The sequence below is a fragment of the Bradyrhizobium roseum genome (assembly GCF_030413175.1).
Classification (GTDB): domain Bacteria; phylum Pseudomonadota; class Alphaproteobacteria; order Rhizobiales; family Xanthobacteraceae; genus Bradyrhizobium; species Bradyrhizobium roseum.
The window spans coordinates 6,404,205-6,430,815 of the sequence record NZ_CP129212.1 but is presented as its reverse complement, the minus strand read 5'-3'; the positions used below and the strand labels follow the sequence as shown (position 1 = coordinate 6,430,815).

The window sequence follows — 26,611 nt, the reverse complement described above, 5'->3', positions numbered from 1 at the left end:
TTCATGTCAGGTCGAGTTCGGCGGCCAGCTTGTAGTCGGTCGCCAGCGCTTTCAGCTTGTCCCACGTCGCGTCCTCGATCGTGATGCCGTCGCGACGGCGCTGCTGCTCGCGGATATGTTCGACCTCGCCGGGATAGAACACGCCCGGAGAGCCCTCGGACGGCGGCGTCGATTTCAGATAGCGCGCGAACTCGCCGACCTCCTTCTCGAAATCCTTCAGCGGACGGAAGGCGGCGACATTGAAGACCGCCATGAAGCATCCGTCGTTGTGGCGGCCGGTCGGCTCGACGCCAAAGCCGAGCCCGGTGAGCAGGCCGCACAGCACTTCGACCATCGCGGCGAGGCCGCTTCCCTTGTAGCCCTCGGTGCCGCCGAGCGGCAGCAGCGCTCCGCCCTTGCGATACTCCGTGGGATCGGTGGTGTGCCGGCCCTCGGCATCGATGATCCAGCCCTGCGGAATCTGTTCGCCGCGCGCGATCGACAGCGCGATCTTGCCGGCCGCGACGGCGGACGTTGCCATGTCGAGGTAGAACGGCGCTTCGAGATCGGACGGCACCGCGATCGAGATCGGGTTGGTGCCGAGCCTTGCCTCGCGGCCGCCGAACGGCGCGACGTGTTTCGGCGAGCGGCCGGAATCGGCCGCGGCGATGCCGATCATGCCGGCCCGCATCGCCATCAGTGGATAGGCGGCGAGCCGCCCGACATGGCTCTGGCGGAACACGGTGCAGGCGGCGACGTTGGCGGTCTTCGCCTTTTCGATCGTCAGCGCCATCGCCTTGGCGTTGACGTGGAAGCCAAAGCCCCAATGGCCGTCGATCACGGTGGTGGTCGGCGATTCCTGCACGACGGTCCATTTCGCGCCCGGTACGATATGGCCGGCCTTGACGCGATCGATATAGGTCGGGATCGCGATCACCCCGTGCGAGTCGTGGCCGGCGAGATTGGCATTGACGCAGCCGACAGCGACCGCGTCGGCCTCTTCCTGGGAAGCGCCCGCGGCCCTGAGCAGCGCCGCGCCGATGCGCGTGAGACGGTCGGCCTGGACGATCGGCATGGGATTTCCTCACCTTGAGCGCCCGCGTAAGAGCGGGTCTTGATTGTTGCTGCGCCCGGCATGCTGGCAAAGCAGCGCGGGCAGGGCAAGCGCGGAAATATCCTGTTAGCCATGCCGCAGACAGGGTTCTCGCCGGCGTGCGAATTTCAAGCTGCAGAATTCGGCAATCGCTTTCCATGGCGAGTCCGGCGGTATGCCTGACAAATCGTGAAATAGTCCGTAGTTCTGCTGAGTGAACCCGAGTTCTGTTGGCCTGACATTTACTCTGAACTCGATCCGGCGGACGCCAATAACGGGCATTTAGGGCTCCTGCACGTATAAACGCGGTAGAGCAGCCAGGTGTTGACGGCAGGAGCTTGGGGACGGTGACGACCGACATCGCGCGTACATTCGCGGCGTTGAATGCGACCAACGAGGCGATTCTGTACGCCAAATCGCCCGATGAGTTGTACGCGAAGGTGTGCGAAGCCGCATTCTCGGTCGGCGACTTCCTTGCCGTGGCAGTGTTCCTGCTCGATCCCGAAACTAATCTGCTGCGCTTCGCCGCCGGCTTTGGCGATGATGTTCCGCGACTGCGCAGCATCGACATCTCGATCGTGGCCGGCAAGCCGGAGGGGTCCGGGGTTGCCGGGGAAGCGTTCCGCAGCCGCAAGATATGCGTCAGCAACGACTTCCTGAATGATCCGCGCTCGCTGCCCTGGCGTGACGGGGCCAGAGCCGGGCAGATCGGTGCGGCAGCGGCGCTGCCGCTGATCCGAAATGGCGAGAGTGTCGGCGTGCTGCTGGTTTCACGGCGTGAACCGCATTCGATCGACGAGCAGATCGTCGCGATGCTCGATCGCGTTTCCGCCAACATTTCGTTCGCGCTTGACAATTTCGAGCATGAGGCGGCGCGCAAGAACGGCGAGCGCGTGATGCGGCGTCTGAACCTGATGTTCGGAGCCATCAGCGCGACGAATGAAGCCATTCTACGCGCCAAGACCGAACAAGATCTCTTTCAGTGGGTCTGCGATGCGGCAGTTCACAGCGGCAAGTCCGCGGCTACCGTGGTGTTGATGGCGCAGCCGGATTCAATCTGGTTGAAGCCTGTCGCCGGGACCGGCGTGATCGTGGAACAGATTATTCGCGCGCCGTTCTCGATCGATGCGAAAAATGCATATGGTGCAGGCGTCTGCGGCAAGGCCTTCCGGACACAGCGGCCAGCCGTCAACACCGATATTCTCAACTCGAGCCAGGGGCAGCCCTGGTATCAAACCGCGCGTGAGACGGGCGTCAGCGCCTGTGTCGCGGTTCCGCTGATCATGGCCGGTGAGAGCATCGGGGTGCTGATGTTCTTTGTCGGTAGATCGTGGGCGGAGGACGAAGAGATCGTCGCGCTGATGGCGCGGATCGGCGATAACGTCTCGTTCGCGCTGGAGAATTTCGAGCGCGCCGGCGAGAAGGCGCGGGCGGACGCCCAGAAGGAGCGTCTGGGGCGCATGCTGGCGGCGCTCAGCGCGACCAACGAGGCGATCGTTCGCGCGACGTCGCGGACGGAAATGTTCGAACTGGTATGCGAGGCTGCCGCGACCGGCGGTCGGTTCAACTCGACCAGCATCTTGTTGGCGCGCCCGGACAGCGACTATACCGACATGGTGGCCGTGGCGGGACCGACGGCCGACAACATGCGACGGGTCAGGATTTCGATCAACGCGGATCATCCGGAAGGGCGCGGGCTGTGCGGCAACGCGTTGCGCGCCTGCCAGGCCCGCATCTCCAACGACATGCGCGCCGACAGCCGTGGGTCGGCGTTTCATCAGTTCATCCACAGCGACGGCGCGATGTCGGGCGCGGCGTTCCCGCTGATGGTGGCCGGCCGGGCGGTCGGCGTGATGTTCTTCGTTTCTTCAGAGAAGAATACGTTCACGCCTGAATTCGCGGAGCTGCTGCAGCGGCTCACCGACAACGTGTCGTTTGCGATCGCCACCTTCGATCGAGCGGACGAAAAAGTGAGGAGCGAAATTCAGAAGGAGCGCCTGACGCGGATGTTCGCTGCCCTCAGCGCGACCAACGAAGCCATCATGCGGGCCAAATCCCGCGACGAATTATTCGACATGGTGTGCGAGGCGACGGTGAACGGGGGCCGGTTCACCTCGGCGACCATCGCACTGTCCGATCCCGCCAGCGACCTGCTCAGGATCGTGGCCGCGGCAGGTCCGTCTGCCGAGGCGACGCGTCACGTCAGGCTGTCGGTGGACGAAAGCCGTCCGGAGGGCCGTGGACTGAGCGGCACTGCGTTTCGTACCCGGCGTGCCTGTATCGCAAACGATTATGTTGCCGACCAGCGCGTGACTGCATTTCAGGGCGTCGTCGGTACCTACGGCGCGCAGTCGGGCGCTGCCTTTCCGATGCTGGTTCGCGGCGCGCCGGTCGGCGTCATGATCTATATGTCGCTCGACAAGCACACCTTCACACCGGAGTTTTCGGAACTGCTGCAACGCCTGGCCGACAACGTGGCATTCGCGCTGGAAAACTTCGACCGTGCCGACGACAAGGCGCGTACCGAGGTCCAGAAGGACCGCCTGACCCGGATGCTCGCGGCGTTAAGTGACACCAACGAAGCGATCGTCCGCGCGACCTCACGGTCGGAATTGTTCGATCTTGTATGCGAAGCGGCGGCCAACGGCGGCCGCTTCACTCTGACCTCCGTCGCGTTGAGAAAGGCCGACAGCGACTATCTGGACGTCGTGGCGGCGGCCGGTCCGACCGGTCCGAGCGCACGGCTGGCGACGATATCGGTCGATGAGATGCGGCCCGAGGGGCGCGGGCTGTGCGGGCAGGCGATGCGGTCGCGGCGGCCCTGCATCATGAACGACTACCTTGCCGATCCCAATGCCGAGGCCTTTCACCATCGGGCACGGATCGACGGCACCAATTCCGGCGCGTCATTCCCTTTGCTGGTGCAAGGCGAGGTGGTCGGCGCGATGTCGTTCATGTCGCTTGAAAAAGACACGTTCACGCCCGAATTTGCCGAGCTGCTGCAGCGGCTGGTCGACAACGTATCTTTTGCACTGGAGAATTTCGACCGCGTCGATGAAAAGGCCAGGGCCGACGAACGCATCGAATACCTGGCGTCGCATGACAGCCTGACCGACCTTCCGAACCGGGAAATGTTCAACGGCGTGTTGCGCCGCGCGATCGATGCCGCCGCGCGCTACCAGCGGCAGTTTGCCCTGCTGTTCATCGATCTCGACAGGTTCAAGGTCATCAACGACTCGCTGGGGCACGACGCCGGCGACATGTTGCTGGTGGAGATCGGCGGCAGACTGCGCCGATCGCTACGTGCGAGCGATGTCGTGGCACGGCTCGGCGGCGACGAGTTCGTGGTGATCCTGGAAGAGGCGGCGGAGCGTCACGAAGTCGAGCGTATTGCCGGCGAACTGCTTTCGGTATTGAGCCAACCCTTGCTGCTCAGCGGACACGAGTGCCACACCACGGCATCGATCGGAATCGCGATGTATCCGTCCGACGGCGCCGACATACAGACCCTGACCAAGAACGCCGACATGGCGATGTATCTCGCCAAGGAGGACGGCAAGAACGGCTTCCGATTCTTCACCAAGGAAATCAAGACGCAGTCGATCGAGCGATTGACGCTGGAAACGGCGTTGCGTCGCGCGCTGGAGCGCGGCCAGTTTTCGCTAAACTATCAGCCCAAGATCGACATGACGAGCCGCCAGATCACCGGCGTCGAGGCGTTGCTGCGCTGGAATCACCCCGATCTCGGCGCCGTGTCGCCGGGGCAGTTCATCCCGCTTGCAGAGGAAACCGGCTTGATCGTTCCGATCGGGCGCTGGGTGCTCAAGGAAGCCTGCGCGCAGAACATGGCATGGCATCGGCTCGGCTTGCGGTCGGGGACGATGGCGGTGAACCTGTCGCCACGGCAATTCGCAGATCCGCATCTGCTGCAGGACGTCGACGAGGCGCTGGCAGCCAGCGGCATGTCGCCGGTGCTTTTACAGCTCGAAGTCACCGAGAGCATGGTGATGCGCAACGTCGCGCGCGCGATCAAGATACTGGATGCGATCCAGGATCGCGGCATTCGCCTTGCGATCGATGACTTCGGAACCGGCTATTCGTCGATGTCGCTGATGAAGCAGTTTCCGATCGATACGATCAAGATCGACCGCTCCTTCATCCGTGACCTGCCGGTCGACTCGGAAGACCAGGCCATCGCGCAGGCGATCATCAGCATGGGCAAGGCGCTCGGCATGACCGTCATCGCCGAGGGTGTCGAAACCCCCGAACAGGAGGCATTCCTCCGCAATCATGCCTGCGACGAGATGCAGGGCTTTCTGTTTTCCAGACCGCTGCCGGCAACGCAAATGGCCGACCTGCTTCGCGCGGAGTCGCCGGTCGTCGCGCCGCCGTTGCAGCCGGACGTCGGATCACGGCTGAAAGGCGCTGTCGTCTGACGGCTGCGGCTGCAACTCGCGGATGGCCGGCGGGTCCGGAATGCTCGCTTTGCGAGGGAATTCGTAGTGCAGGGGCACGGCCGTCTGGCCGGCGAACGCCCCGAGCAAAATCTGCGCGGCGGACGCATAGGTCGCTGGCCGGGAAAGGCCGAGTTCCACACCCCGTCCAGCGGGGAGCAATTCGGAGGAGGTCCGCATTTCCATTGCGGGTCCCCACCACCAAGCGGGCGCGGGCGAGCGTTCCCCATCGGGGACAGCCTGCCACGCGCTGTATTCGCCGATTATGCGATCGAGTTGCAGTATCGCCGCTGGATGCATTTCATCTCCTGAAACCCGATGATATCGGTATCCGCAGCTAGCGCAATGCGCCTGCGGGACTACTACTGGCCGTGCTGCCAGTGCGAAGTCACGTCGGCGCCCGACTTGTTCAAATGGACATGCTGATCGACGTGGTCGACCCACGACAGTGGAATGAAATGATGATGCTGACCGTCGGGCGAACTTTGTTTGGTCAGCTTGATTTGGTCGGCGCCTTCCATGTGGTCGACTTTGCCGACCGTCTTTTTGTCCGACGAGATGACGTCCATGTGTTCCCGGATATCTGAAGCAGAAGCCATTTTTCATGTCCTTGATGGGAGAAGGACGTAAAACGCGCCGCCGCCGAAATGGTTCACCGGCTCGATGAAACGGGTAACGAGGCTGCCCGCCGGTATCGGTGTCTACTGTCGTACGCAACTGCAGCATGGAAAACAGATTTACGCCGCGCCTCTCGGTGATAGGTTTCCGCCCAACCAAAAGCAGCCATGGAGGGCTACGTTCATGAAGCGCCTATCGATACTTGCCGCCGGCCTGTTGGTCGGCGCCGCCGCGGTTCAATTTTCCGGCCCGGCGTCCGGCCAGAGCGATGGCTGGATCACGCTCGTCGATGACAAGAAGATGGGCGACTGGACCGAGGTCGGCAAGGCGAATTGGGCGATGAAGGACGGCGCGCTGGTCGCCGACAAGATCACCGAGGGCAAAGACCCCTCCTATCTCGTCAGCAAGGAGTCCTACAAGGATTTCCAGATCAAGGCCGAGTTCTGGGCCGACGATGACGCCAACAGCGGCATCTTCATCCGCTGCGATCAATCGGCAAAGATCGACGCCAAGATCTGCTACGAGGTCAACATCTTCGACAAGCGGCCCGATCCGACCTACGGCACCGGCGCCATCGTCGATATCGCGAAGGTCGATCCGATGCCGAAGGCGGGCGGCAAATGGAACACCTACGAAATCACGGCCAAGGGCCCTCAGCTCGTCGTGGTGCTGAACGGTCAGAAAACCGTCGATGTCCAGGATTCAAAACACGCCAGCGGCCCGTTCGCGCTGCAATACGGGTCTGGCGTGATCAAGTGGCGCAAGGTGCAGATCAAGCCCCTATAAGCCGCTGCGCGATCGCCTGATCGGGCTCGGCGTTGCTTACGAGGGCGCACCCGTCTTCAGCGGGTGGGCCTTGCTGTGCCAGGCCCAGGCGGTGCGGATGATCGTGGCCAGGTCTGAATGGCCGGGCTGGAAGTTCAACGTCGCACGGGCGGCGGAGGGATCGGCGACCAAATAGGTCGGATCGCCCGCTCTCCGCGGCTTGACGACATGCGGGACCTCGCGGCCGGTCTCGGCCGCGATCGCCGCGAGGATTTCGCGCACCGAAAAGCCTTGGCCGGTGCCGAGATTGAACGCGCCGCCGGCATGCCCTTCCAGCAGCAGCTTGATCGCCAGCACGTGGGCTGCCGCGAGATCGGTGACGTGGATGTAGTCGCGGATCGCGGTGCCATCGGGCGTGTCGTAATCGTCGCCGAACACGGCGAAGTCAGGCACATGCCCCTGCAGCGCCATCATGGCGCGCGGAATGAGATGGGTTTCGACCTCGCGCAGTTCGCCGATGCCGCCGGCAGGATCGGCCCCGGCGGCGTTGAAGTAGCGCAGCGCAAAAGAGCCGAAACCATAGGCCGAACGATAATCCGCCAGCACGCGCTCGATCATCCATTTCGAGCTGCCATAGGGATTGATCGGCGCGCACGGATAATTCTCCGGCAGCGCCTTGCTGTCGGCGTTGCCATAGACCGCGCCGGTCGACGAGAACACCAGGCGGGGGCAGCCGGCTTCGCGCATGGTCTCCAGAAGCGTCAGCGTTCCAGCGAGGTTGTTGATGTAGTATTTCTGCGGATCGGTCATGGACTCGCCGACCAGGCTCGATGCGGCGAAATGCATGACGGCGGCGATGTCGTGCTCGGCAAAGGTCCGCGTCAGCGTCGCCTTGTCGGCGATGTCGCCGACCACGAGCGCGCCCGTGGCGAAGCCGCGATGGCCGGTTGAAAGGTTGTCGTAAACGACAGGCCGGTAGCCTGCGGCATCCAGCGCCCGGGCGCAGTGCGAGCCGATATAGCCGGCACCGCCGGTAACGAGAATGCCTGGGCGGCGGCTCATTGATTTCTGTCTCCTGCCTGTGCCGGTCGATTGCCTTGGTTGCAACACATAGAGTGAACGCGGATTGGTCGTCAAATCGCGACAGGTCAGGCGGGGCGGGCTTCAACTGGATGCACGAGGCCCGTTCGAAGGCCGGGTGCTGCAACTACAACGGTACGCGGCGCGATCATATGGTGCCTGCCGTGCGCAACGGTCCGTAGCTCGATGTTCGGCTGAAACGTGCATCCGGCAAGCCGCTGTCCCGCGAAGGCAAAATTAAGGCCTTGTGGCCGTACAGTCACGGTCGTGCAGGCATGCAACACGTATCAGGATTGTGCGGACGTTCTTCCTGTGTTCGCGAGAGTTCATGACCGCCAGCGCGCCGGAGGCGTATGTTTCGCGCCGAGTCACGGACGAGCGGTGAACGCTTTCTTGAATGTTGTTCCGGGGAAGAGCCGACATGCCAGCCTACATGCATCAGCACGATGATATCGAGCCCCCCTTCATGATTTGCCCGAGCTGCGTGGGGCTTCCGATGTTCGTGCGCGATGTCGAGCCGCATTGGAGCAAGGCGAGGATCGATTTCACCTACGAATGTGCCGGCTGTGGCACGGAGGCGCGGAAGACGATCGTCAAACCGGAATCGGAGCACTAGCTCCTGACTACCCATCCTCATATGGGAATTTGAGAGTCAAGGCTGTTCTCCTGGTTTGGGTTAGGGGTTTGACGGTGGTAGGGCGGCGCGTGGAGCCATGCGTAGCGCAGCGCGCCGACCGGGCTCCGGGCGAGGATTGGCTTCCGAAGATTTCTGCAGCTCACTGCATCACCTCATATCCGGTCGGATCGTTAGATCCGGACCCACCTTCCGCATGCTTGCGGCAAGGAAGCCTGGCTAGGATGAGACCCATCTACAAAACGACGTTTGAAGCCCTAGGATGGCACGGTCATCATCCATCCCCGCACGGGCGCGGCGAGGTGTTGGTTTATGCCTTCATGATTGCCTGCTCCGGAATGAGGCCCGTGGTGAGGTAGCGCCACAGCGCCACGATCAGCTTGCGCGCCAGGGCGACGATGGCGACGCGTTTGGCGCGCTTGCCGGCATTGGCGGTGCGGGTGCGGAACCAGCGGCTGAGCGCGCTGTCCGACTGATGGCGAAGCCACAGCCAGGCCAGCTCGATCGCCTTGTTGCGCGCCCGCGGGTTGCCAGCCTTGCTGATGCCTTGCTCGCGGTCGATGCCGCCGCTCTTCCAGGGGCTCGGCACCAATCCGCAGTAGCTGGCGACCTCGCGCCGGTTGCGGAAGTCCTTGTAGAACAGTTCGTTCACCAGCGTCGCGGTGAAGGCCGGGCCGAGCGCCTTGAGCCGCTGCAGGCTTGATCGCCGCTCCGCCATCGGAGGAGGAACGGGACAGGCCTGTGCAGTCTGTACCTGTTCCAACGCCGCAATCTGCTCGCGTACCATGGTCAGGCGCGCGTGTTCGCGCTTCACTTCGGCCAACGAATGAGGCGGCAACGGCTGCCCCTCCCAATCCCGCTGCTGCTCCAGAAAGCTGAGCCAGTCCCGTCGGCGCGGGTTGCCGACCGCCATGCCCGACAGACGCATCAGCGCCTTGATCCGGTTGGTATGGGCCGTCTGTTCCTTGACCAGACGATCCCGCTCCCGGCTCGCACGCCGGGCATCCTCGGCTTCCACGCTCGGGACGCGGACGATGCGGACCACCCGTGGCTCGCCCCGCAGATAGGCCATCAAGGTCCGCAGCATCAACTCGCCGTCGATCCGGTCCGTCTTCGCCCGCCGCGACCGCTGGTCCACGGCAATGCTGGCGGGATCAAAGACGTAGTTCGTGATGCCTGCCGTCAGCAGCAGCCGGTGCAGCCAAAAGCCATCATAGCCGGCCTCGTAGCAGCTCACGACGCGCGGCACAGACCCCAGCTTCTCGGCCGCCCGCGCCCTGATCTTCTCGATCAGGGCAAGCAACTCGACCTGATTGCCTCCCTCGAGCTTGTGGCGGGAGATCCGGTCACGAACCGGGCTGTGCAGCGTCACCAGCCAGGTCTTCTGACTTAGTTCGATCGAAACGAAAATTGTGCCAATATGGTCCGCGGTGGGCGTGACTGCGGTCGATGCTTGCATCTGACTTCTCCGATGGTTCGAGTGTGCAAACCCAAACCTATCGGAAAGGCCACGCTCACCGCCCCATGGAATCTACAAAGAGGGCGGCAATCTCGGTGGAGATTGCCGCCCTCGTCGCATCAGCCGTGAAGCTTAGCCATGCAGCTTGCTGGCGGTTTCCGCGATCACGCGTCCCTGGTAGCGCGCGCCGGCGAGTTCATTCTCGCTCGGCTGGCGGCTGCCGTCGCCGCCGGTGATCGTGGTGGCGCCGTAGGGCGAGCCGCCGGTGACTTCGTCGAGCTTCATCTGGCCGGCGAAGCCATAGTTGAGGCCGACGATGGTCATGCCGAAATGCAGCAGGTTGGTGATCACGGAGAACAGCGTGGTTTCCTGTCCGCCGTGCTGGGTCGCGGTGGACGTGAAGGCGCCGCCGACCTTGCCGTGCAGCGCGCCCTTGGCCCACAGCCCGCCGGCCTGGTCGAGGAAGTTCGCCATCTGCGACGCCATGCGGCCGAAGCGGGTGCCGGTGCCGACGATGATCGCGTCGTAGTTTGCGAGATCCTCGATCTTGGCGATCGGCGCGGCCTGGTCGAGCTTGTAATGCGACGCCTTGGCGACCTCGGCGGGCACCAGTTCCGGCACGCGCTTGATATCGACGGTCGCGCCGGCTTCGCGCGCGCCCGCGGCAACGGCATTCGCCATCGCTTCGATGTGACCGTAGGCGGAGTAATAGAGCACGAGAACTTTGGCCATGATGGTTATCCTTTGGGTTTGATCTGGCTGTTGTTGATGTGTTGAGGTGTCATTGCCGGGCTTGACCCGGCAATCCATCACCCTGGAAAGAGTCTCACGAAGAGGATGGATGCCCGGGTCACCTGCGCGAAAACGCGCTTCGCGCTTTTGCCCGGGCATGACAGTTCGGAGGGTGAGGCCTACGCCGCGTCGACCAGCACCAGTTCGGAATCCTCCAGTGCGGTGATCGTCAGCTTCGCCTCGTTGCGGATCGCTGCGCCATCGCGGGCGTTGACGCGCACGCCGTTGACTTCGACGCTGCCGGCCGCCGGCACCAGATAGAGGTGACGCGCCTTGCTCGCGTCGTATTCTGCGCTCTCGCCAGCCCTCAGCGTGGTGGCGAGCACCCGCGCATCGGCCCGGATCGGCAATGCATCCGTGTCGCCTTCGATCCCGCTGGCGATGGTGACGAGCTTGCCGGAGCGGTCCGACTTCGGAAACGGTTTGGCGCCCCAGGTCGGCTGGCCGCCTTTCGTCGTCGGCTCGATCCAGATCTGGAAGATTTTTGTCTTCGACGGTTCCAGATTGTACTCGGAGTGACGGATGCCGCTGCCGGCACTCATCACCTGCACGTCGCCGGCCTCGGTGCGGCCCTTGTTGCCGAGCGAGTCCTGGTGCGTGATCGCGCCTTCGCGGACATAGGTGATGATCTCCATGTTGGCGTGGGGATGCGCGGGGAAGCCGGTGTTCGGAGCGATCTCGTCATCGTTCCACACCCGTAAGCTGCCGTGCCCCATGTTGTCAGGATCGTAGTGGCTGCCGAACGAGAAGTGATGTTTTGCCTTCAGCCAGCCGTGGTCAGCGCCGCCCAGTTTGTTGAATGGTCTGAGTTCGATCATTGGATTTCTCCGTTGCCTCAACTTCGATGGGCATTTGATATGCCTGCGGCGTCGGTATAGAAATAGAAACTATTGAAACTCATTGTTTCCAAAAGCGAGCCTTAAGGCGGACCCATGTCGAAGCTCCCGGATTTCGAGGGATTGGCGATCTTCGCAAAAGTCGTGGAATTACGGTCGTTTGCGGCGGCAGCGACCGAGCTGATGCTGTCCAAGGCGACGGTGTCGAAGGCGGTCAGCCGGCTGGAGCAGCGGCTCGGCGCGCGGCTGTTCAACCGCACCTCGCGGCGGCTGGCGCTCACCGATGCCGGCCAAAAGCTCGCCGAGCGCGCGGCGCGCCTGCTGGCCGACGGCGAAGCGGCCGAGAGCGAAGCGCTGTCGCAATCGACGGCGCCGCGCGGCCTGGTCCGGCTCGCGGTGCCGATGACTTTTGGCGTCAAGGCCGTCGCGCCGCTGCTGCCGGAGTTTCTCGCGGCCTACCCGGAAGTCTCGATCGATCTTCATCTGAGCGACGCGACAGTCGATCTGATCGGCGAGGGGTTTGACGCCGGCCTGCGCATCGCGCGGCTGCCGGATTCGTCGCTGATCGCGCGGCGGCTGTGCGCGATGCCGCGCTTCACGGTGGCCGCACCGTCCTACCTCAAACAGCACGGCCGGCCGACGCATCCGATGCATCTCGCGCAGCACAAATGCTTCGGCTATGCCTATCTCTCCACACCCGGTGTCTGGCACTACACCAATTCGGCCGGCGAGCAGGCCAGCGTCCGGCCCGCGGGCCAGCTCCGCGTCAACAATGGCGAAGCGCTGCTGCCGTCGGTGATCGCGGGATTGGGGATCGCCGATCTGCCGGATTTCATCGTCGGCGATGCGATCGCGTCCGGCGAGGTCGAGGTGATCCTGAAAGGCTGGCATCAGCCCGAAGGCGCGGTGCATCTGGTGACGCCGCCGGGCGGCCCGCGTCCCGCGCGCGTGGAAGTGCTGGCGGATTTTTTGACGAAGCAGTTTGCGAAAGGGAAGAAGCGGAAGCCGTGAGTTGTTTTCTTCACCCGCCCCTCGAGGGGGCGGGTCGTCACGCATCGCAAGATGCGTGGCGGGGTGGGGTGACAGACTATCCGCGCATGGTCCGTTGGCTGGGATGACGATCTTTCCACGTCCAAAAGAGAATGCGCGGATAGTCTGTCACACCCGCCCCGTCTCACATGGCGCTGCGCTCCATGTGAGCCGACCCGCCCCCTCAAGGGGCGGGTGGGTCCGAGCACTATCGCGAGACCTGTTGATTGAGCTAGGCTGCCTTCAACAACGAAAATAATCCGGGAGGCAACCACCCATGAACCGCCGCGAACTTCTGAAAGCCGCTGCCGCGCTGCCGCTGGCGCACACCGCGCTCTTCCACACCGCCTTCGCGCAAAGCCCATACCCCTCGCGCACCGTCACCATGATCGTCCCGTTCCCGCCCGGCGGCCAGGCCGATCTGGCGGCGCGGCCGGTGGCGCTCGCGCTGGAGCGGATTCTCGGCAAGCCCGTGATCGTCGACAACCGCGCCGGCGGTGGCGGCGGATCGGTCGGCAATGCGGCGGCCGCGCGCGCCGAGCCGGATGGCCATACGCTCTTGATGACGCTGTCCTCGCTCGCCGTGCTGCCGGAAGCCGACCGGCTGTTCGATCGGCCGGTCGCCTATGAAGTCTCGCAGTTCGCGCCGATCGCGCGCGTGCTCGCCGATCCGACGCTGCTGGCCGTGCCGGCGTCGGCGCCGTGGAAGACGCTGCAGGAATTCGTCGACGACGCCAGGAAGCGTCCCGGGCAGATTCCGTACGGCTCGTCCGGTCCCTACGGCACGCTGCATGTGGCGATGGAAATGTTTGCGGCGAGCGCCGGCATCAAGCTGCTGCACGTGCCGTTCCGCGGCGCCGGCCCGGCGCTGACCGCGCTCTTGAGCGGCACCGTGCAGGCGGTGGCGTCGGCGCCGGGTACGCTGAAGCAGCAGGTCGATGACGGCAAAATGCGCGTGCTCGCCAACTGGGGCGCCGAACGCGTCAGGAGTTTTCCCGATCTGCCGACCTTCCGCGAACTCGGTTACAAGGATGTCGAGTTCTACATCTGGGCGGGACTGTTCGCGCAGGCGGCGTTGCCGGCGCCGATCATGACGCAACTGCGCGAAGCGATGGCGCAGGCGGTAAAAGCCCCCGAAGTGGTCAAGACGTTCGAGACCGCGGGCAGCCCCGTTGCCTATCAGGACGCGCCGGCGTTTTCAAAATTCGTCGCGGAAGACAGTGCGCGCCTGGTCGCAGCAGTGAAGAAGATCGGCAAGGTGGAATAGGGAACCGCTTCACATTTTTTTGTTTGCACCAACGTCGCGTGGCCGCATTCATTCGGCAGGCTTGATGCTCATCGCCGCGGAGTTCCCGCGTCAATTGAAAACCGAAGAGAAAGGACGCCATCCATGCCAACGCAGCGGATTGTCCTCAGCCTTGCCGTTGCGATCGCCGGCATCGGCGCCGCTACCTCCGCATCGTCGCAGGAAAATCGCGGAACCTGGGAACAGCAGATGGCCTGCACGCCGGACGTCTGGCGTCTGTGCGGCGACAAGGTTCCCGATGTCGGCCGCATCGTGGCCTGCTTGCAGCAGAACACGCCGCAGCTCTCGAGTGGTTGCCGCGCGGTGTTCGACTCCAGCGCCGAACAGCAGCAGGCCAGCCGCATGCCGCCGCCGCGTGGACAGCAGATGGCGCCGCGCGGCCGCGCGCAGCAACAGCTACCGCCTCCGCCGGCCGTGCAGCCGCAGCCGAGACCGTATTATGAGGAAGACGAGTAGGCTGGCGTTTCCGGCGCGGGCCTGAGTTCGCAGACGTCGACCCACTCGGCCGACGTCAGTTCGGCCATGCGCATTGGCGTGATCTTGACCGCGCTGTGGGTCGAGCCCGCGGCCGGCACCACGATGTCGAACGCCTTCAGCGAGACGTCGCAATAAACCGGCAGCGGCGTCTTCAATCCGAACGGACAGACGCCGCCGACCTCATGCCCGGTGATCTCGGCGACCTCGTCGAGCCCCAGCATCTTCGGCTTGACGCCGAACAGCGCCTTCACCTTCTTGTTGTCCATCCGCGAGGTGCCGGCGGCCACGATCAGCACGACGCGCTCGCCGACGCGTAAGCTCAATGTCTTGGCGATCCGCGCCGGCTCGACGCCATAGGCTTCGGCGGCCAGTGCCACCGTCGCGGAACTCATCTCGGACTCGATCACCGCAATATCGGGTGCCTTCTCGGCGAAGAAGGCGCGGACGGACTCAAGACTCATTTCGGGACCTTATGCAGACAGCAGCGCGGGCAGTTCGGCGAGGCCGTGGATCCGGTGATCGGGGACGACGCCGAGTTCATCCATCTGGGTACGCAGCGCCCAAAACATCGTCAATGGCGGCAGCGTCTCGCTTTCGAGGCAGGCCAGTGCCATCTTTTCCGGCGTCACCCGCTCGATCCACGCGACGTTCAGCCCGAACGCCTTGGCGCCACAGGCGTCCCAGGGGTTGGAGGAGATGAACAAAACCTCTGCCGGCGGCACATGCAGCACCTCCTCGATCAGCATGTAGGCTTCGGGGCTCGGCTTGAAACTCTTCTTGGCGTCCACGCTGATCACCGCATCGAGCAATAGGTCGAGCCCGCTGTTGCGCACCAGCGCATTCAACATATCAGGGCTGCCATTGGACAGGATCGCAAGCTTGCGATCCTTCATCGCTGAAAGCGCCGCGAGCGCATCCGGATAGAGATCGAGATGCAGATATTTGTCGATGATGCGCGCAAAAGTCTCGTCGTCATATTCCAGCCCGAGGCTGCCGAGCGTGTAGGCCAGCGCGTCGCGCGTCACGACCGAAAAATCCTCGTAGCGCCGCATCAGCGAGCGCAGCCAGGTGTATTCGAGCTGCTTGATGCGCCAGATTTGCGTGATGATCCCGCCATAGCCGGGAAACGCCTCCTCGGTGACGTCAGCCACCGACTGGACGTCGTACAATGTGCCATAGGCATCGAAGACGACGGCTTTGATGGTCATGATTGATGCTTTCGTGCGTCGATCAGGTTGGTCATGAACCGGACAGGCGCCGATGATATGCCTTCAGATCCCTAAAATCTTCCTTGCGTTGGCCTTCAGCACCTTCGGCCGGATATCTTCCCGAATCTCGAGCTTGGCAAAATCCGCCAGCCAGCGGTCCGGCGTGATCACCGGCCAGTCCGAGCCGAACAGCATCTTGTCCTGCAGGATCGAGTTGATGTAGCGGACCAGGATCGGCGGAAAATATTTCGGCGACCAGCCGGAGAGGTCGATATAGACGTTCGGCTTGTGGGTCGCGACCGACAGCGCCTCTTCCTGCCAGGGGAAGGAGGGGTGGGCGAGGATGATCTTCAGATCGGGGAAGTCCGCCGCCACGTCGTCCATGTACATCGGGTTGGAATATTTCAGGCGCATGCCCATGCCGCCGGGCATGCCCGAACCGACGCCGGTCTGTCCGGTGTGGAACAGCGCGATCGCGCCGCCCTCGTTGATCGCTTCGTACAGTGGATAGGCCATGCGGTCGTTGGCGTAAAATCCCTGCATGGTCGGATGGAATTTGAAGCCGCGCACGCCGTATTCCTCGATCAGCTTGCGCGCTTCGCGCACGCCGAGCTTGCCCTTGTGCGGATCGATCGAGACGAACGGGATCAGGACGTCGAGATGGTCGGAGGCGACCTCCAGCATTTCGTAATTGTTGTAGCGGCGGAAACCGGTCTCGCGTTCGGCATCGACCGGGAAGATCACGGCGGCGATGTTTTTCGAGCGGTAGTAGGCCGCGGTCTCCGGCACGGTCGGCGGATGCTTGTGCGGCGACTTGAAATAGTCGGCCATCTGCGCCTGGAAATCGTCGTAGCCATCGTCGCCATGCATGCCGCAGGGCTCTTCCGCGTGGGTGTGGATGTCGATCGCCACCACTTTCTCGATATCGGGCAGTTTGAGCTTGGGCATCTGGCTTCCCCGGCGCTTGATTTTTGGTTCTGGAAAATTGATTATACTATATAACAAATTCCGCAAGGCGGCAGAAGAAAAACAACAAGGGAGCGTGGCATGGCCCAAGTTTCGTCGGATGGCCAAGTCTCTTCTGAAGGCATAGCGGCCTTCGAGACCGATTTCTGGAAAGACGCCAATCTGCGCAAGTCCTGGGACGACATCGTTCCCGGCGAGCCGCGCAAGACCATTCCCTACACGCTCACCAAGGAAGCGATCGAACTGTACTGCAAATCGGTCGGCGAGGATCACCCGATCTATTTCGACGAGGCCTACGCCAAAACCACCCGCTATGGCGGGCTGATCGCGCCGCCCTCGATCCATATCCTATTGATGTTCTCCTGCACGCCGGCGGATGACTGGATGCGCTCGCCGGGCACCGTCAATGCCGGGCAGTCCTGGAGCTACAACATCCCGGCGCGGCCGGGCGACGTCATCACCCTGCAGGCCCGCGCGCTCGACAAGTTCATCAAGCGCGAGCGGCTGTTCGTGGTGCACGACAACGTCTTCTTCAACCAGCGCGGCGACGTGATCTGCTCCGGCCGCGGCTGGACCATCCGGCCGGTATAGGGGAGGGCGCCATGACCACGACGTTCGAAAATCTCACCGCCGGCGACGTCATCGACGGCCCCAGCTTCGCCGTCAGCCGCGAGTCCATCCGCCTGTTTTGCGATGCCTCGCTCGACTACAACCCGCTGCATCTCGACGACGACTACATGAAGGGCTCGTTCGGGAAGACTAATTTCGGCGGCATCATCATGCACGGCATGAACAATTTCGGGCTGATCTCGCGGATGATCACCGACTGGTCCTATCCGGCCGGCGCGATCCATCGCCGGCTGGAAACAAGGTGGGTCAAGCCTGTGAAGCCCGGCGACACCATCCAGCCGACTGGAATCATCAAGTCGAAGCAGACCACGCAGAATTCACGCTGGGTGCTGATCGACGTGATGGTGAAGAACCAGGCCGGCGAGAAGGTCGCGACCGGCGAGGCGATGGTGGAGTTTCCGCGTTAGTACCGGCGGTGCGGATATTCATTTGCGTTCTGGAAGACCCACGCACGTCGTCGTGCCGTCGGTTTCCCGCGCCGCCGTGCTGCATGGACGAGCGGGGACGGTCTTTGAGGACACGCCATCTTCTGCAGGCACGGACAGTCCCCTCTTCGAGGTTTCGGGGGGCGTTGGTGCAGTCGATGCCTGCCCTGAGGCCGGTGCAGACCCCGCCGGAGCAGGGCCGCCTGCGCCCACGGGTGGCGTACCTGTCGTTCCGCCGATGACCCCGCCGCTGGTCGGGGGATTTTGGCTTGGTGACGTTGGGGGAGACTGAGGAGCGGCGGGTGAAGTGGCTGCCGCCGCGGGTCTCGGAGCTCCACCACCGACAGCTCCAGCCGGGGCCCCGCCGCCGACGGGGCCGGCCGGAGGGCCGCCTCCCACAGCGGCGCCACCAGCACCGGCGGCCGTGCCCGTGCCTCCTTGTCCGCCTCCTGCGCCTGCCGCACCAGCGCCGCCACTGCCGCTGCCGGCAGCGCCCGCCCCGGCACCGCCCGCACCGCCGCCACCGCCTCCCCCACCTTGCGCAAAGGAAGCTCCGGTTGACAGCCAGGCAATCAAGAGTGTCGTGAGAACTGCTTTGGACCGGCGCATAAGCACCTCCGTTGATGCATTCGGAGATAAACTGGCGCGCGCGCCGGTCGGTTCCTCGGTAATTCAAGCTGGACGTGATCGGAAGGCTGGTCGAGCTTGGCTGAAGGCCAAGACCAAGGATACCTCCCCTTCGGGACGCGTACCCTGCGGGCTTGCTCCCCACGACAAGTTGCGTTCGATTGCGCAAAATATGGGGAGTATGCGAACGTCACTTATTTTTTGCGGTGTTCTGATGTGTTGCCAGCCCGCGCTCGTAGTATGCGGGATGGCAGCCCGGGTTATCGCGACAACTCCGGGCATCGACGAGAGTTAAGTGCACTGTCACCGTAATGACTGGGGACGCGTGTCGTTTTCACACCGGCTTGAATGGGGCGCTGTACGGCGTGAACTGCAAAAACACCCCAGCACTAGGCAAATGATCAAAGCGAATGATCACAATGACTTATGAATGCAATTTCACTTTACGTTCGTATTAACATGGCCGAACGGGCGACTTCCACAATCAATCGTGTTGTGCAGACCGCCGCTCGCAGACACTCCTCTACCTGTGACGCCTCAGCTCGTCTATCTCAACAGCGTCGATCTCGATCTCGACTTCGCATTGAACGAATTCGATCTCAGACCGCTCAGGTGCGCCATTATCAAACCTGACATCCACCTCAGCCGTATAGAGACCAACATGCGGCACGATAGAGCTGAAATTGTTAGTTTCTTCGTAATCGTCATCGCCGTAGTAGACGACTCGTTCTACGTCAACATCTAGCCAGATATTCAAGATCGCCTCGAACTCCACATCGCATGTAAACTTGTCACCTTGCCGTGTGATGACATTCAGGTTTGCAATTGCAACTTGGTCCACAGACTGCACTTCGCTGCTAGCGATGCTTACGCGGCCGTCGACCCTCGCCAAGCCTCGTACAGCAATGTCCGCACGCTCCAGGCACGCGATCAATTTGGCCTCCAGTTGCTGATTACGTTGCATGAACGACAGGATGCTGTCGTGAATTGCCTTCGTAACCGTCGCTCTCGATATGACTTCCGAGAGGTTATCAACGGCAATCAGCTCCGAGATGCGAGCGCAGCAAGCCTTCAAGTCAGCATCTCCGGAGACCACGTATATTTGCCTTCCAATTGTCCTTGCTCGTTCCTGCAGTGACAACGCCACAAATGCATCCGGAAATTCTGACTTCTTCTTTGCGCTGAATGGCGGTCGTGCGTTGAAATACGCGTCGAACACCTGCGAAACATCCTTACTCAACGGCACATCGACGGCGTTCAACGATTGCATATACGCGTCAAATCGCTCATGAAGCATGGCCGACGCGTCCGGCGCTTCCAACGCTTCCATTGCGGAGGCGCAGTTAAGTTGGCGCAACACTACGTCATGCTTGTCCATTGCCCCACGAGCATTTTGGAGGGCTTCCTCAATCTTGCTATGGACTTCGGAGCGCGTCACGCTTGTGGTGAGTACCTGCACATGACGAGTTCGAACTAGCTCCCGAAGACGATTACATGATTTTGAATTCCAATTCAGCCGCTCCTTCACCCAAACCTGCGTGTCGATAAACACTTGGTCTGTCTCAAGCTGGTCGCGGCCGTCTTCGTCACTCATGATGCGCTAGGAAGGCTTAGCGGGAGTGTTGCCACCTGAGATTAAGGCAGGCGTGCCGGCGCCAATAGCTGGGGTTGTAAACAGGTTTGATTGAGTCGACCTAGGCAGTATTCGCGTCAGGCTGCACACATCGGCGACAGACTTAGGTGGCTGAGGGAACCACTTCTCAAAAGTGAGCAGCGGCACGCACCGCCCTTCCCATGTCTTACCCTTGCCGTTATCGAACGTTTGAAAAACAATACCTTTCACACCCAACACGTCCCTGAGATGGAGGCAGGTCTGCAGATGAATGGCGTCGCCAAGCCCTATAGAACGCAGGTTTTGCGTCGTCGCATCCGACGGATTGGTCGGAATGCAGTCTCGCAATATGCCCGCTGCCGTCATAATGTTCGGGTTTGCGTCGATCAGGGAAACCGCGCCTTGCATCGTGTCGAAGAATGCATTGATCGACCGATGCCCTTTTTGTTTGAGGAACCTTGGCTTAATCTCAGCCAGCGCAATCGTTGAAGTATAAATTTTGGCCTTGCCATTCCTCGCGTCGTTAAGAAGCTCGAGCACGTCGGCCTGATGGTGCGGGGGCTGTCCCGTCAGCAGACAGTAGAAGATGCACGAGTCCCAGTAAAAATGTTCAATCACCGAGGTCCTCGTCCCAGCTGGGGTGCTCGTATGGGTCAAACGTGTTGGCCCAGGACGCGAGGTCGCCCTTGGGTGAAATCGGTTGAATGTCAACGATGTTAATGCGGGCTGGCAGACCCGACCGGCCATCATAGACGGCGGTACCATAAACCCGCGCTCGCTTGTCGATAGCCGCCCGAACCTTTTCAAGATCTTCGCGCTTGAACACGCAGGCGATCTCGGCCCCTCCTGCGTTGAGTACGAGTTTAACTTCGGGCAGAGCGCCTCGCAGGTCTACTTCGAGGATCGTTCCATCGAACGAACCATACGCAGAGCCCCTAAACCAACTTGCTTCTTCATCGGGCGCGAACAGTTTTTCGTAAAGGTCAATGTGCGTGATTGTGTCGGCCTGATCGACGAGCATTGTATCAACCCGGATGATCTCCGTACCAATCCAAACTTCTGCATAGCTGAAGTTCTTACGAGAGCCGCGACCGAGCTTCGCAATGTGATGCGCACAATTACCGTATTGAAGTGCCCTGTCGCGATCACCTCGCATGATGGCGTCTGCACAATCTTCAAACCCCGCAATAGCCGACCGAGCGGCCATGATATGCTCGAACTTCGGAAGTGCGGCCTCGGCAAGCACGACGGTCGGGTTTGAGGACGAGAGCTTGGCAATCTTGTAGTCGTGAGTAACGACCTCATTGAGTGCCTTATCGGCGGCACGCAGTGCTGAGACTAGCCGTTTCAGCTTCTCGGCAAAGAGGCTCGCAGAGACATTCCCGTCGCCGCCGACAGGGCTAATCACGCGAAAGCGCAGTTCGCCGTCTTGCAGCGCTTCTGGGACGAGCTCGTCCATCACCGACCTCTTTAGGGGCGGTAAATAGTTGCACAAGGCCGGGGCGGCGTCACCAGCAATCTCTACCCCGGCGCGAGAACCTTCGTAGAAGGTGAACGGGCGGTGATGACCAGCAGGAGATCGAGCAACAGCGTTGCACCGCAGAACGGGGGCCAAGCCCAGGATTACGGTGACAGTGCATTAAATAGTTAGATGTCGTCGCCACGAGTCGACGCTGCGCGAGTGGTATTCGCGCTGATTGCAGCGGCATCGCCGCGGCTGCTGGTTCGCTCTTCTCTAGCCGAACAGCGGCGAATGAACTATCGTCACCCCATGACAGGCACCAAGCGCATCCTCGGCGATCAGTGTTGTGGCGCGATCATCGACTATCAGGATTACTTCCTGGCGCAACTCGAGCCGCGCAGCCGCGCGCGGCTGGGCAGGAACATGGGAAGCTTCGCGCGCCTGCTCGCCTATATGCGCATTCCGACGATCGTCACGCTGGAGCGCCCGGTTGACCGTAAGGGCGCGGTGCCGGCGGGTGTCACGGCCACGCTCGGCAGCGCCGCAAAGTCATTCGAGAAGAGCTTCTTCGATCTCACGAAGGAGAAGCCCATTCGCAGCTACCTCAAGCGCCTGAACAGGAAGCAGATCGTTGTCGCGGGATGTGAAACCGATGTGTGCGTCCTGCAATCGTGCCTTGGCCTGCTCGATCTCGGGTTCGATGTCTTCGCCGTCGAGGAATTGCTGTTTTCCTCCGCCAGCCGCACCGACGCGGCCGTGGAGCGGTTGAAAGCCGCCGGTGTCATCTTTGTATCGTACAAGACGTTGTTCTTCGAATTGACCGAAGCCGTGGCCGGCGGACCTCATGCCGACGACATGATCGCCAGGCTCGGCGCGTTCCCGGATGATCTCCCGGAGGAGGCCGAGCACTGAAGCGCCAACAAAAAAGGGCCACCTCGAAAGGTGGCCCTTGATCCGTCCTGCGACGTATTTATTCGACGATCTCGACGATCCGTCGGCTGCGCGGTTCGACCAGCACGGTGCGGCCGTTGACCACCGTGTAGCGATAATCGCGAACGCCATATTCCTGCGGGACGTCGTAATAGGTGACGCCTTGTTCCGGCAAGACGACGCCGACCCGCACATCTTCGCGATACTGGTAAGACGGCCGCCGCTGTTCGACGACGTAGCTGCGAAAGCGCGGACGCTCGTCGATGCCCAACACGCCGTTCACGCCGCCGACGACACCACCCACCACGCCGCCAACGATGGCGCCCACCGGACCTGCGGCCCGCTCGCCCTCTCGCGAGCCTCGCTCGACGCCTCCGGGGACGCCCTGCGCCTGGGCGGCGAACGGCAACGCCACGCTGGCGGCAACGACAGCAATTCCGATGAAACGGCGGATCATGATCTCTCCAATGGTAATGGATGTGTGCGCGTGACAAGCGACGAGAGCGGGTTACGTTCCCGGCTATCTCGGCTTGTGGCGGAAGGAACCGGTGCAAGTGGCGGTCATGGCGCGGAAAGGCGCCGCTTGACGCCCTATCAGCTCGTCACGGTCCAGGGATCGATCACCGTCAGACCGGCGGCATTGAACGCACTGGTGTCGCGCGATGCGATGGCGAAGCCGTGCGCGGCAGCGATCGCGGCGATATAGCCGTCGGGCGTGGGAAAACCCTTTCCGGCCGCGCGTGCCTTGACGGCGAGATCGGCATAGCGCCGTGCCGCCGGGGTATCGAAGTCGACGACGCGGCCGGCGAACTGGTCGAGCAAGCGGTCGATCCGCGCTGCCAGCATATCCTTTCGCTTGCCGTCCGGCAGCGCGCCGATGCCGAAGAGAAGTTCGGCCACGGTGATGCTGGAAATGAACAGCGTCTCTGCCGCCTGGGCATCGAGCCATGCCATGACCGATGGGTGGGGTTCGGGTTTGATCGCCTCAGAGACGACATTGGTGTCGAGCAGCACCATTCGAGCGCGAAGTCATTCAAACTTGATAGGCTCGGCGGGACGCGTATCGCGGACCTGTTCGAGGGCCTCGATATCGGCATTGGTGAGACCCATCTTCCGACTTATCTCCGACATAGCGGTGCCGAGCCGCAAGCGGCCCTCGGGACGGACGGCGGCCTCCAGAATGGCGCGCATTTCTGCTTCGGTGCTGCGATTGTGCTTGGCCGCGCGGACCTTCAGCGCCCGATGCGCCTCCTCGGAGAGGTTGCGGATGGTGACAGCGGCCATGATGGCGGCCTCCATGGAATGACTGCGATGCTATCAAAATAGGATAAATGATATCATTTTTCAAGAAGGGCGCCGTTAACGCGAGGTATCAAAACACCTCCGGGCGGGCGGGGCTTTTCTACTTTGCATGGGGTTGTTTTCGATGTTTTTGATTCGGGCGCCCCGCCCGACGAAGCCTATTCAGGCACGCCGGTCTGCCCCCGGGTCGTCAGCTTGCTGCCGGTCGCCTGCTTCGCAAGGTGAGCGCTCGGCGGCACGACGTCCTTGGCGAGGCCAAGCCAGGCCAGGAAGCGAATCGTCAGCCAGGTGTTGTCGATCTCCCACCAGCGATGGCCGTGTCGCGCCGAACGTGGATCGGCGTGGTGGTTGTTGTGCCAGCCTTCGCCGTTGGAGATCAGCCCGACCACGAGGTTGTTGCGGCTGTCCTCGTCGGTTTCGTAGTTCCGATATCCCCATACATGAGTCACCGAGTTGATCGCCCACGTGATGTGCCAGACCAGCACCGTGCGCACGAACACGCCGAACATCAGGATGCTCAATCCGGTGGTGGCCGCCGCGGCCGCGGTTTCTCCTGACAGCCACGCGACAGCGAAGCCCGCGCCGAAGAACAGCGGCATTTGCAGCAGATTGATCCAGATCAGCCCGTGATGGCGTTCGAGCGCGACGTAGAAGCGGTCGCGCAGGATGTCCTTGGCATAGCGTTCGTAGATGCCGAGCCGCGAGAGCTCCGGCTGATGGACCAGGAGCCAGCCAATGTGGCTCCAGAAGAAGCCGGCCAGCGGGGAGTGCGGGTCCGGCTGTTCGTCGGCGAATTGATGGTGGCGGCGGTGAATGGCGACCCAGCGCGCCGGGGTTTCCTGCAGGCAGGACATCGCGATGACGACCATGGCGTGCTCGAGCCATTTGGGACATTTCAGGCCGCGGTGGGTGAGAAGCCGGTGGTAGCAGAGGTTGATGCCAAGCAGCCCGCACAGATGGGTGCCGACGATCGCGACGAGGAGACCGCTCCAGCTGAAATAGCCGGGCATGAAGGCCAGCACGGCCACGGCGTGATAGGCGCCGATGCCGATGATGTAAGGCCAGTTCAGCTTGAACGGGTGGACCCCCGCCGGCAGCGACATCCGGAAGCCTTTGAGCGGTGGGAGAGGGGCGTCGGGCGCGAGAACAGCGATTCTTGTGGGCGGCCTTGGAGCGGTCGTCATGCCGAAATCGGTTCCATTCTATCGGAGTTCTGGCGGGCGTCGTTCCGGGCCGATTCGTCTTATACGGGGGGCGGAGCCTGGATCGCGTTCATAAATCCGAGGCTATTTGACGCTGCGGTCTGCCCAAAAACGGCCGTTGAATCAGCTGCATAACGTTTGAGACCAGTGATTGTTGCGGCGTCCCGAGAGTTGCGACGGGTTAATTGACATCAAGGCCTGCGATGGCTTAGAAACCCCGCTGTCCCGGGCGGTTGGCCGCTTTCGGGATAAATCCCATTTGCCACTTTCGGGTAGCTCAGGTTCGGCCTTCAACACGGCCTTTCAAAGCATCAGGATTGTCCCATGAAGGTCCGTAACTCGTTGAAATCGCTGCGTGGTCGCCACCGCAACAACCGTCTGGTCCGCCGCAAGGGCCGGGTTTACGTGATCAACAAGGTGCAGCGCCGCTTCAAGGCCCGCCAGGGTTAAGCCCGAGGCTTGGTCAGGCTCGCCGGTGCCGCGCGGTTTTTTCCACGTTTCACAAGTCTTTGACGACGCGCTGCCCTTGCGGCGCGATTTTGTACGTCTAGACTTGGCGCATGGTTTTCAGATTCCCAGGTAGCTGCCGGACCGTCACCACAGCCGTTTTCGTGGCCGCTGCTGTCCTGGCAGCCGTGCCGGCTTACGCGCAGAACAACGCCCAGGTCGTTCCTCCGCCAAAAGCCCAGAAGAAATTGCCGGAACCGCCGAGCAAGCTTCCCAATATCGGCGCGGATCGCACCCGTGGGCTGGACTTCCTGTTCGGCGCACTCAAGGCCGCCCCCGATGAGGCCAGCGCCAAGCATGTCGAGGCGCGGATCTGGGCGTTGTGGATGAAGACCCCGAGCGACACGGCGGCGCTGTTGATGCTGCGCGCCAAGAGCGCGATGGAGGCGCAGAAAGTCGACGTCGCGCTGAAATTGCTCGATTCTGTCATCAAGCTGCGCCCCGACTATGTCGAGGCCTGGAACCGGCGCGCGACGCTGCATTACCTGAAGAACGACTACAACCGGTCCCTGGAGGATATCCGGCAAGTGCTGATCCGGGAGCCCCGGCATTTCGGCGCGCTGGCGGGCCTCGGCATGATCATGCAGGAAATCGGCGACGAAAAGCGCGCGCTCGACGCATTCCGCAAGGCGCTGGCGGTCAACCCGCACCTCGAAAAAGTGCCGGACCTGGTCAAGACGTTGACCGAAAAGGTCGAAGGCCGCGATATCTGAGGCGTGCCTGATCCGGCCCTGCCGGCGGGAACGTCGCACCGCTGGACGTGCGAGATCGTCACGAGCAACCCCGTCAGGTCGGTGGTGAATCTGGTTCGGAAACGGACCCTATCGGTCGCCCGACCATGCCAAGCTGGCCCGTTCGACCATTTCCGGTTGCCCGGCGGTGAAAGAGCCGCCCGCAACCACGCAGGATCACGAGAAACAATCCGATCAAGCCGTTTTCGAGCCGCTTCGCGTCAGAAAACGCTTCGGCCCCAAAAAAACCTAGTGCACCGCGTTGCTGCCGCGAGCCATGCCGTCGAGGCCTACGGCGGCGTAGAACTGCGCCAATTCCGCTTCAAGCTGCTCGTTGACACGCAACAGCGCCTTGAGGGCGCCGCGGATGTCGCCATTGCAGCTCGCGACGATCTGATCGATGGCCGCTTCGCTTGCGTCGGAAATCATGGGTACTTCTCCGAGTTTACGCTGGAACAATTTGTAGTGAGACCCTGCTCCTGTGGAT

The 26,611-nt window shown here is 62.2% G+C and carries 29 protein-coding genes and 1 pseudogene; 12 read left to right on the top strand and 18 right to left on the bottom strand.

Features of this window, described 5'->3' with window-relative positions; genetic code table 11:
- Position 1: 1 nt before the first annotated feature.
- Entirely contained in the window at positions 2 to 1,054 is a 1,053-nt protein-coding gene (locus tag QUH67_RS30470) for an Ldh family oxidoreductase (protein ID WP_300943188.1), read from the bottom strand.
- 365 nt (positions 1,055 to 1,419) lie between these two features.
- On the opposite strand from QUH67_RS30470, the gene QUH67_RS30465 reads away from it, so the two are divergent.
- Positions 1,420 to 5,508: a GAF domain-containing protein gene (locus QUH67_RS30465; protein ID WP_300943187.1), complete on the top strand. Its 4,089-nt coding sequence runs from the start codon at positions 1,420 to 1,422 to the stop codon at positions 5,506 to 5,508.
- Here the strand turns inward: QUH67_RS30465 and QUH67_RS30460 are convergent.
- Positions 5,482 to 5,712: a hypothetical protein gene (locus QUH67_RS30460; protein WP_300943186.1), complete on the bottom strand. Its 231-nt coding sequence runs from the start codon at positions 5,710 to 5,712 to the stop codon at positions 5,482 to 5,484. The two genes, QUH67_RS30465 and QUH67_RS30460, sit on opposite strands and share 27 nt — an antisense overlap.
- 176 nt (positions 5,713 to 5,888) lie before the next feature.
- Complete coding sequence (locus tag QUH67_RS30455) at positions 5,889 to 6,125, bottom strand: DUF2171 domain-containing protein (protein ID WP_300943185.1); 237 nt, start codon at positions 6,123 to 6,125, stop codon at positions 5,889 to 5,891.
- Positions 6,126 to 6,327: 202 nt separating this feature from the next.
- On the opposite strand from QUH67_RS30455, the gene QUH67_RS30450 reads away from it, so the two are divergent.
- Positions 6,328 to 6,930 carry a 3-keto-disaccharide hydrolase gene (locus QUH67_RS30450; protein WP_300943184.1) on the top strand — a complete coding sequence of 201 codons (603 nt, stop codon included), beginning with the start codon at positions 6,328 to 6,330 and terminating at the stop codon, positions 6,928 to 6,930.
- 36 nt (positions 6,931 to 6,966) lie between these two features.
- On the opposite strand, the gene galE is transcribed toward QUH67_RS30450, so the two are convergent.
- Positions 6,967 to 7,971 carry a UDP-glucose 4-epimerase GalE gene (gene galE, locus QUH67_RS30445; RefSeq protein ID WP_300943183.1) on the bottom strand — a complete coding sequence of 335 codons (1,005 nt, stop codon included), beginning with the start codon at positions 7,969 to 7,971 and terminating at the stop codon, positions 6,967 to 6,969.
- A 439-nt stretch (positions 7,972 to 8,410) separates the two neighbouring features.
- On the opposite strand from galE, the gene QUH67_RS30440 reads away from it, so the two are divergent.
- Positions 8,411 to 8,605, top strand: a complete 195-nt coding sequence (locus QUH67_RS30440; protein WP_300943182.1) for a hypothetical protein — start codon at positions 8,411 to 8,413, stop codon at positions 8,603 to 8,605.
- Positions 8,606 to 8,933: 328 nt separating this feature from the next.
- Here the strand turns inward: QUH67_RS30440 and QUH67_RS30435 are convergent, their stop codons facing one another.
- From QUH67_RS30435 to QUH67_RS30425, 3 genes are all read right to left on the bottom strand, one after another.
- A complete protein-coding gene (locus QUH67_RS30435) occupies positions 8,934 to 10,082 on the bottom strand; it encodes an IS110 family RNA-guided transposase (protein WP_300943181.1) in 1,149 nt (382 codons plus the stop codon).
- A 132-nt stretch (positions 10,083 to 10,214) separates the two neighbouring features.
- Positions 10,215 to 10,814 (bottom strand): NAD(P)H:quinone oxidoreductase, encoded by a 600-nt coding sequence (gene wrbA / locus QUH67_RS30430; protein ID WP_300943180.1) that lies wholly within the window; start codon positions 10,812 to 10,814, stop codon positions 10,215 to 10,217.
- 179 nt (positions 10,815 to 10,993) lie between these two features.
- Positions 10,994 to 11,692, bottom strand: coding sequence for a pirin family protein (locus tag QUH67_RS30425; RefSeq protein ID WP_300943179.1), 699 nt, complete (start codon positions 11,690 to 11,692; stop codon positions 10,994 to 10,996).
- A 114-nt stretch (positions 11,693 to 11,806) separates the two neighbouring features.
- On the opposite strand from QUH67_RS30425, the gene QUH67_RS30420 reads away from it, so the two are divergent.
- The 3 genes from QUH67_RS30420 (at position 11,807) to QUH67_RS30410 (ending at position 14,501) form a co-directional block, all read left to right on the top strand.
- Entirely contained in the window at positions 11,807 to 12,721 is a 915-nt protein-coding gene (locus tag QUH67_RS30420) for a LysR family transcriptional regulator (RefSeq protein ID WP_300943178.1), read from the top strand.
- A gap of 295 nt (positions 12,722 to 13,016) precedes the next feature.
- Entirely contained in the window at positions 13,017 to 14,006 is a 990-nt protein-coding gene (locus tag QUH67_RS30415) for a tripartite tricarboxylate transporter substrate binding protein (RefSeq protein WP_300943177.1), read from the top strand.
- 123 nt (positions 14,007 to 14,129) lie between these two features.
- Positions 14,130 to 14,501 (top strand): cysteine rich repeat-containing protein, encoded by a 372-nt coding sequence (locus QUH67_RS30410; protein ID WP_300943176.1) that lies wholly within the window; start codon positions 14,130 to 14,132, stop codon positions 14,499 to 14,501.
- On the opposite strand, the gene QUH67_RS30405 is transcribed toward QUH67_RS30410, so the two are convergent.
- The 3 genes from QUH67_RS30405 to QUH67_RS30395 all read right to left on the bottom strand — a co-directional run bounded on the left by QUH67_RS30405 (position 14,483) and on the right by QUH67_RS30395 (position 16,678).
- Complete coding sequence (locus QUH67_RS30405) at positions 14,483 to 14,983, bottom strand: YbaK/EbsC family protein (RefSeq protein WP_300943175.1); 501 nt, start codon at positions 14,981 to 14,983, stop codon at positions 14,483 to 14,485. The two genes, QUH67_RS30410 and QUH67_RS30405, sit on opposite strands and share 19 nt — an antisense overlap.
- Before the next feature lie 9 nt (positions 14,984 to 14,992).
- Positions 14,993 to 15,730: a haloacid dehalogenase type II gene (locus tag QUH67_RS30400; RefSeq protein WP_300943174.1), complete on the bottom strand. Its 738-nt coding sequence runs from the start codon at positions 15,728 to 15,730 to the stop codon at positions 14,993 to 14,995.
- 63 nt (positions 15,731 to 15,793) lie between these two features.
- On the bottom strand, positions 15,794 to 16,678 hold the full coding sequence (locus QUH67_RS30395; RefSeq protein ID WP_300943173.1) for an amidohydrolase family protein: 885 nt from the start codon (positions 16,676 to 16,678) through the stop codon (positions 15,794 to 15,796).
- A gap of 99 nt (positions 16,679 to 16,777) precedes the next feature.
- On the opposite strand from QUH67_RS30395, the gene QUH67_RS30390 reads away from it, so the two are divergent.
- Positions 16,778 to 17,287, top strand: coding sequence for a MaoC family dehydratase (locus tag QUH67_RS30390; RefSeq protein WP_300943172.1), 510 nt, complete (start codon positions 16,778 to 16,780; stop codon positions 17,285 to 17,287).
- A gap of 11 nt (positions 17,288 to 17,298) precedes the next feature.
- Entirely contained in the window at positions 17,299 to 17,733 is a 435-nt protein-coding gene (locus tag QUH67_RS30385) for a MaoC family dehydratase (RefSeq protein ID WP_300943171.1), read from the top strand.
- A gap of 1,168 nt (positions 17,734 to 18,901) precedes the next feature.
- Here QUH67_RS30385 and QUH67_RS30380 read toward each other — a convergent pair.
- The 3 genes from QUH67_RS30380 to QUH67_RS30370 are packed head-to-tail and all read right to left on the bottom strand — an operon-like array spanning position 18,902 to position 21,449.
- On the bottom strand, positions 18,902 to 19,972 hold the full coding sequence (locus tag QUH67_RS30380; protein WP_300943170.1) for a PIN domain-containing protein: 1,071 nt from the start codon (positions 19,970 to 19,972) through the stop codon (positions 18,902 to 18,904).
- Between the two features lie 6 nt (positions 19,973 to 19,978).
- Entirely contained in the window at positions 19,979 to 20,608 is a 630-nt protein-coding gene (locus QUH67_RS30375; protein WP_300943169.1) for a type II toxin-antitoxin system VapC family toxin, read from the bottom strand.
- Positions 20,601 to 21,449, bottom strand: a complete 849-nt coding sequence (locus tag QUH67_RS30370) for a hypothetical protein (RefSeq protein WP_300943168.1) — start codon at positions 21,447 to 21,449, stop codon at positions 20,601 to 20,603. Before QUH67_RS30370 ends, QUH67_RS30375 begins: the two co-directional genes overlap by 8 nt.
- Before the next feature lie 192 nt (positions 21,450 to 21,641).
- Between QUH67_RS30370 and QUH67_RS30365 the strand changes: the two genes are divergently transcribed.
- The gene (locus tag QUH67_RS30365; protein ID WP_300943167.1) at positions 21,642 to 22,364 is read left to right on the top strand and encodes an isochorismatase family protein; all 723 of its coding nucleotides are present in this window, start codon (positions 21,642 to 21,644) and stop codon (positions 22,362 to 22,364) included.
- A 58-nt stretch (positions 22,365 to 22,422) separates the two neighbouring features.
- Here QUH67_RS30365 and QUH67_RS30360 read toward each other — a convergent pair whose 3' ends face one another.
- The 4 genes from QUH67_RS30360 to QUH67_RS30345 all read right to left on the bottom strand — a co-directional run bounded on the left by QUH67_RS30360 (position 22,423) and on the right by QUH67_RS30345 (position 24,787).
- Entirely contained in the window at positions 22,423 to 22,839 is a 417-nt protein-coding gene (locus QUH67_RS30360; RefSeq protein ID WP_300943166.1) for a DUF1236 domain-containing protein, read from the bottom strand.
- 137 nt (positions 22,840 to 22,976) lie between these two features.
- Positions 22,977 to 23,399 carry a type II toxin-antitoxin system VapC family toxin gene (locus QUH67_RS30355; RefSeq protein WP_300943165.1) on the bottom strand — a complete coding sequence of 141 codons (423 nt, stop codon included), beginning with the start codon at positions 23,397 to 23,399 and terminating at the stop codon, positions 22,977 to 22,979.
- A 12-nt stretch (positions 23,400 to 23,411) separates the two neighbouring features.
- A complete protein-coding gene (locus QUH67_RS30350) occupies positions 23,412 to 23,666 on the bottom strand; it encodes a FitA-like ribbon-helix-helix domain-containing protein (RefSeq protein WP_300943164.1) in 255 nt (84 codons plus the stop codon).
- A 176-nt stretch (positions 23,667 to 23,842) separates the two neighbouring features.
- Positions 23,843 to 24,787, bottom strand: a complete 945-nt coding sequence (locus tag QUH67_RS30345; RefSeq protein WP_300943163.1) for an acyl-CoA desaturase — start codon at positions 24,785 to 24,787, stop codon at positions 23,843 to 23,845.
- A gap of 423 nt (positions 24,788 to 25,210) precedes the next feature.
- On the opposite strand from QUH67_RS30345, the gene ykgO reads away from it, so the two are divergent.
- The 3 genes and pseudogenes from ykgO to QUH67_RS35045 form a co-directional block, all read left to right on the top strand.
- Positions 25,211 to 25,336, top strand: a complete 126-nt coding sequence (ykgO, locus tag QUH67_RS30340; protein WP_002718645.1) for a type B 50S ribosomal protein L36 — start codon at positions 25,211 to 25,213, stop codon at positions 25,334 to 25,336.
- A 110-nt stretch (positions 25,337 to 25,446) separates the two neighbouring features.
- Entirely contained in the window at positions 25,447 to 26,106 is a 660-nt protein-coding gene (locus QUH67_RS30335; RefSeq protein WP_300943162.1) for a tetratricopeptide repeat protein, read from the top strand.
- A gap of 48 nt (positions 26,107 to 26,154) precedes the next feature.
- Positions 26,155 to 26,377, top strand: a pseudogene (locus QUH67_RS35045) (hypothetical protein); the annotation flags it as partial.
- On the opposite strand, the gene QUH67_RS30330 reads toward QUH67_RS35045, so the two are convergent.
- On the bottom strand, positions 26,374 to 26,553 hold the full coding sequence (locus QUH67_RS30330; protein ID WP_212417885.1) for a hypothetical protein: 180 nt from the start codon (positions 26,551 to 26,553) through the stop codon (positions 26,374 to 26,376). The pseudogene QUH67_RS35045 and the gene QUH67_RS30330 overlap by 4 nt on opposite strands.
- Positions 26,554 to 26,611 lie beyond the last annotated feature (58 nt).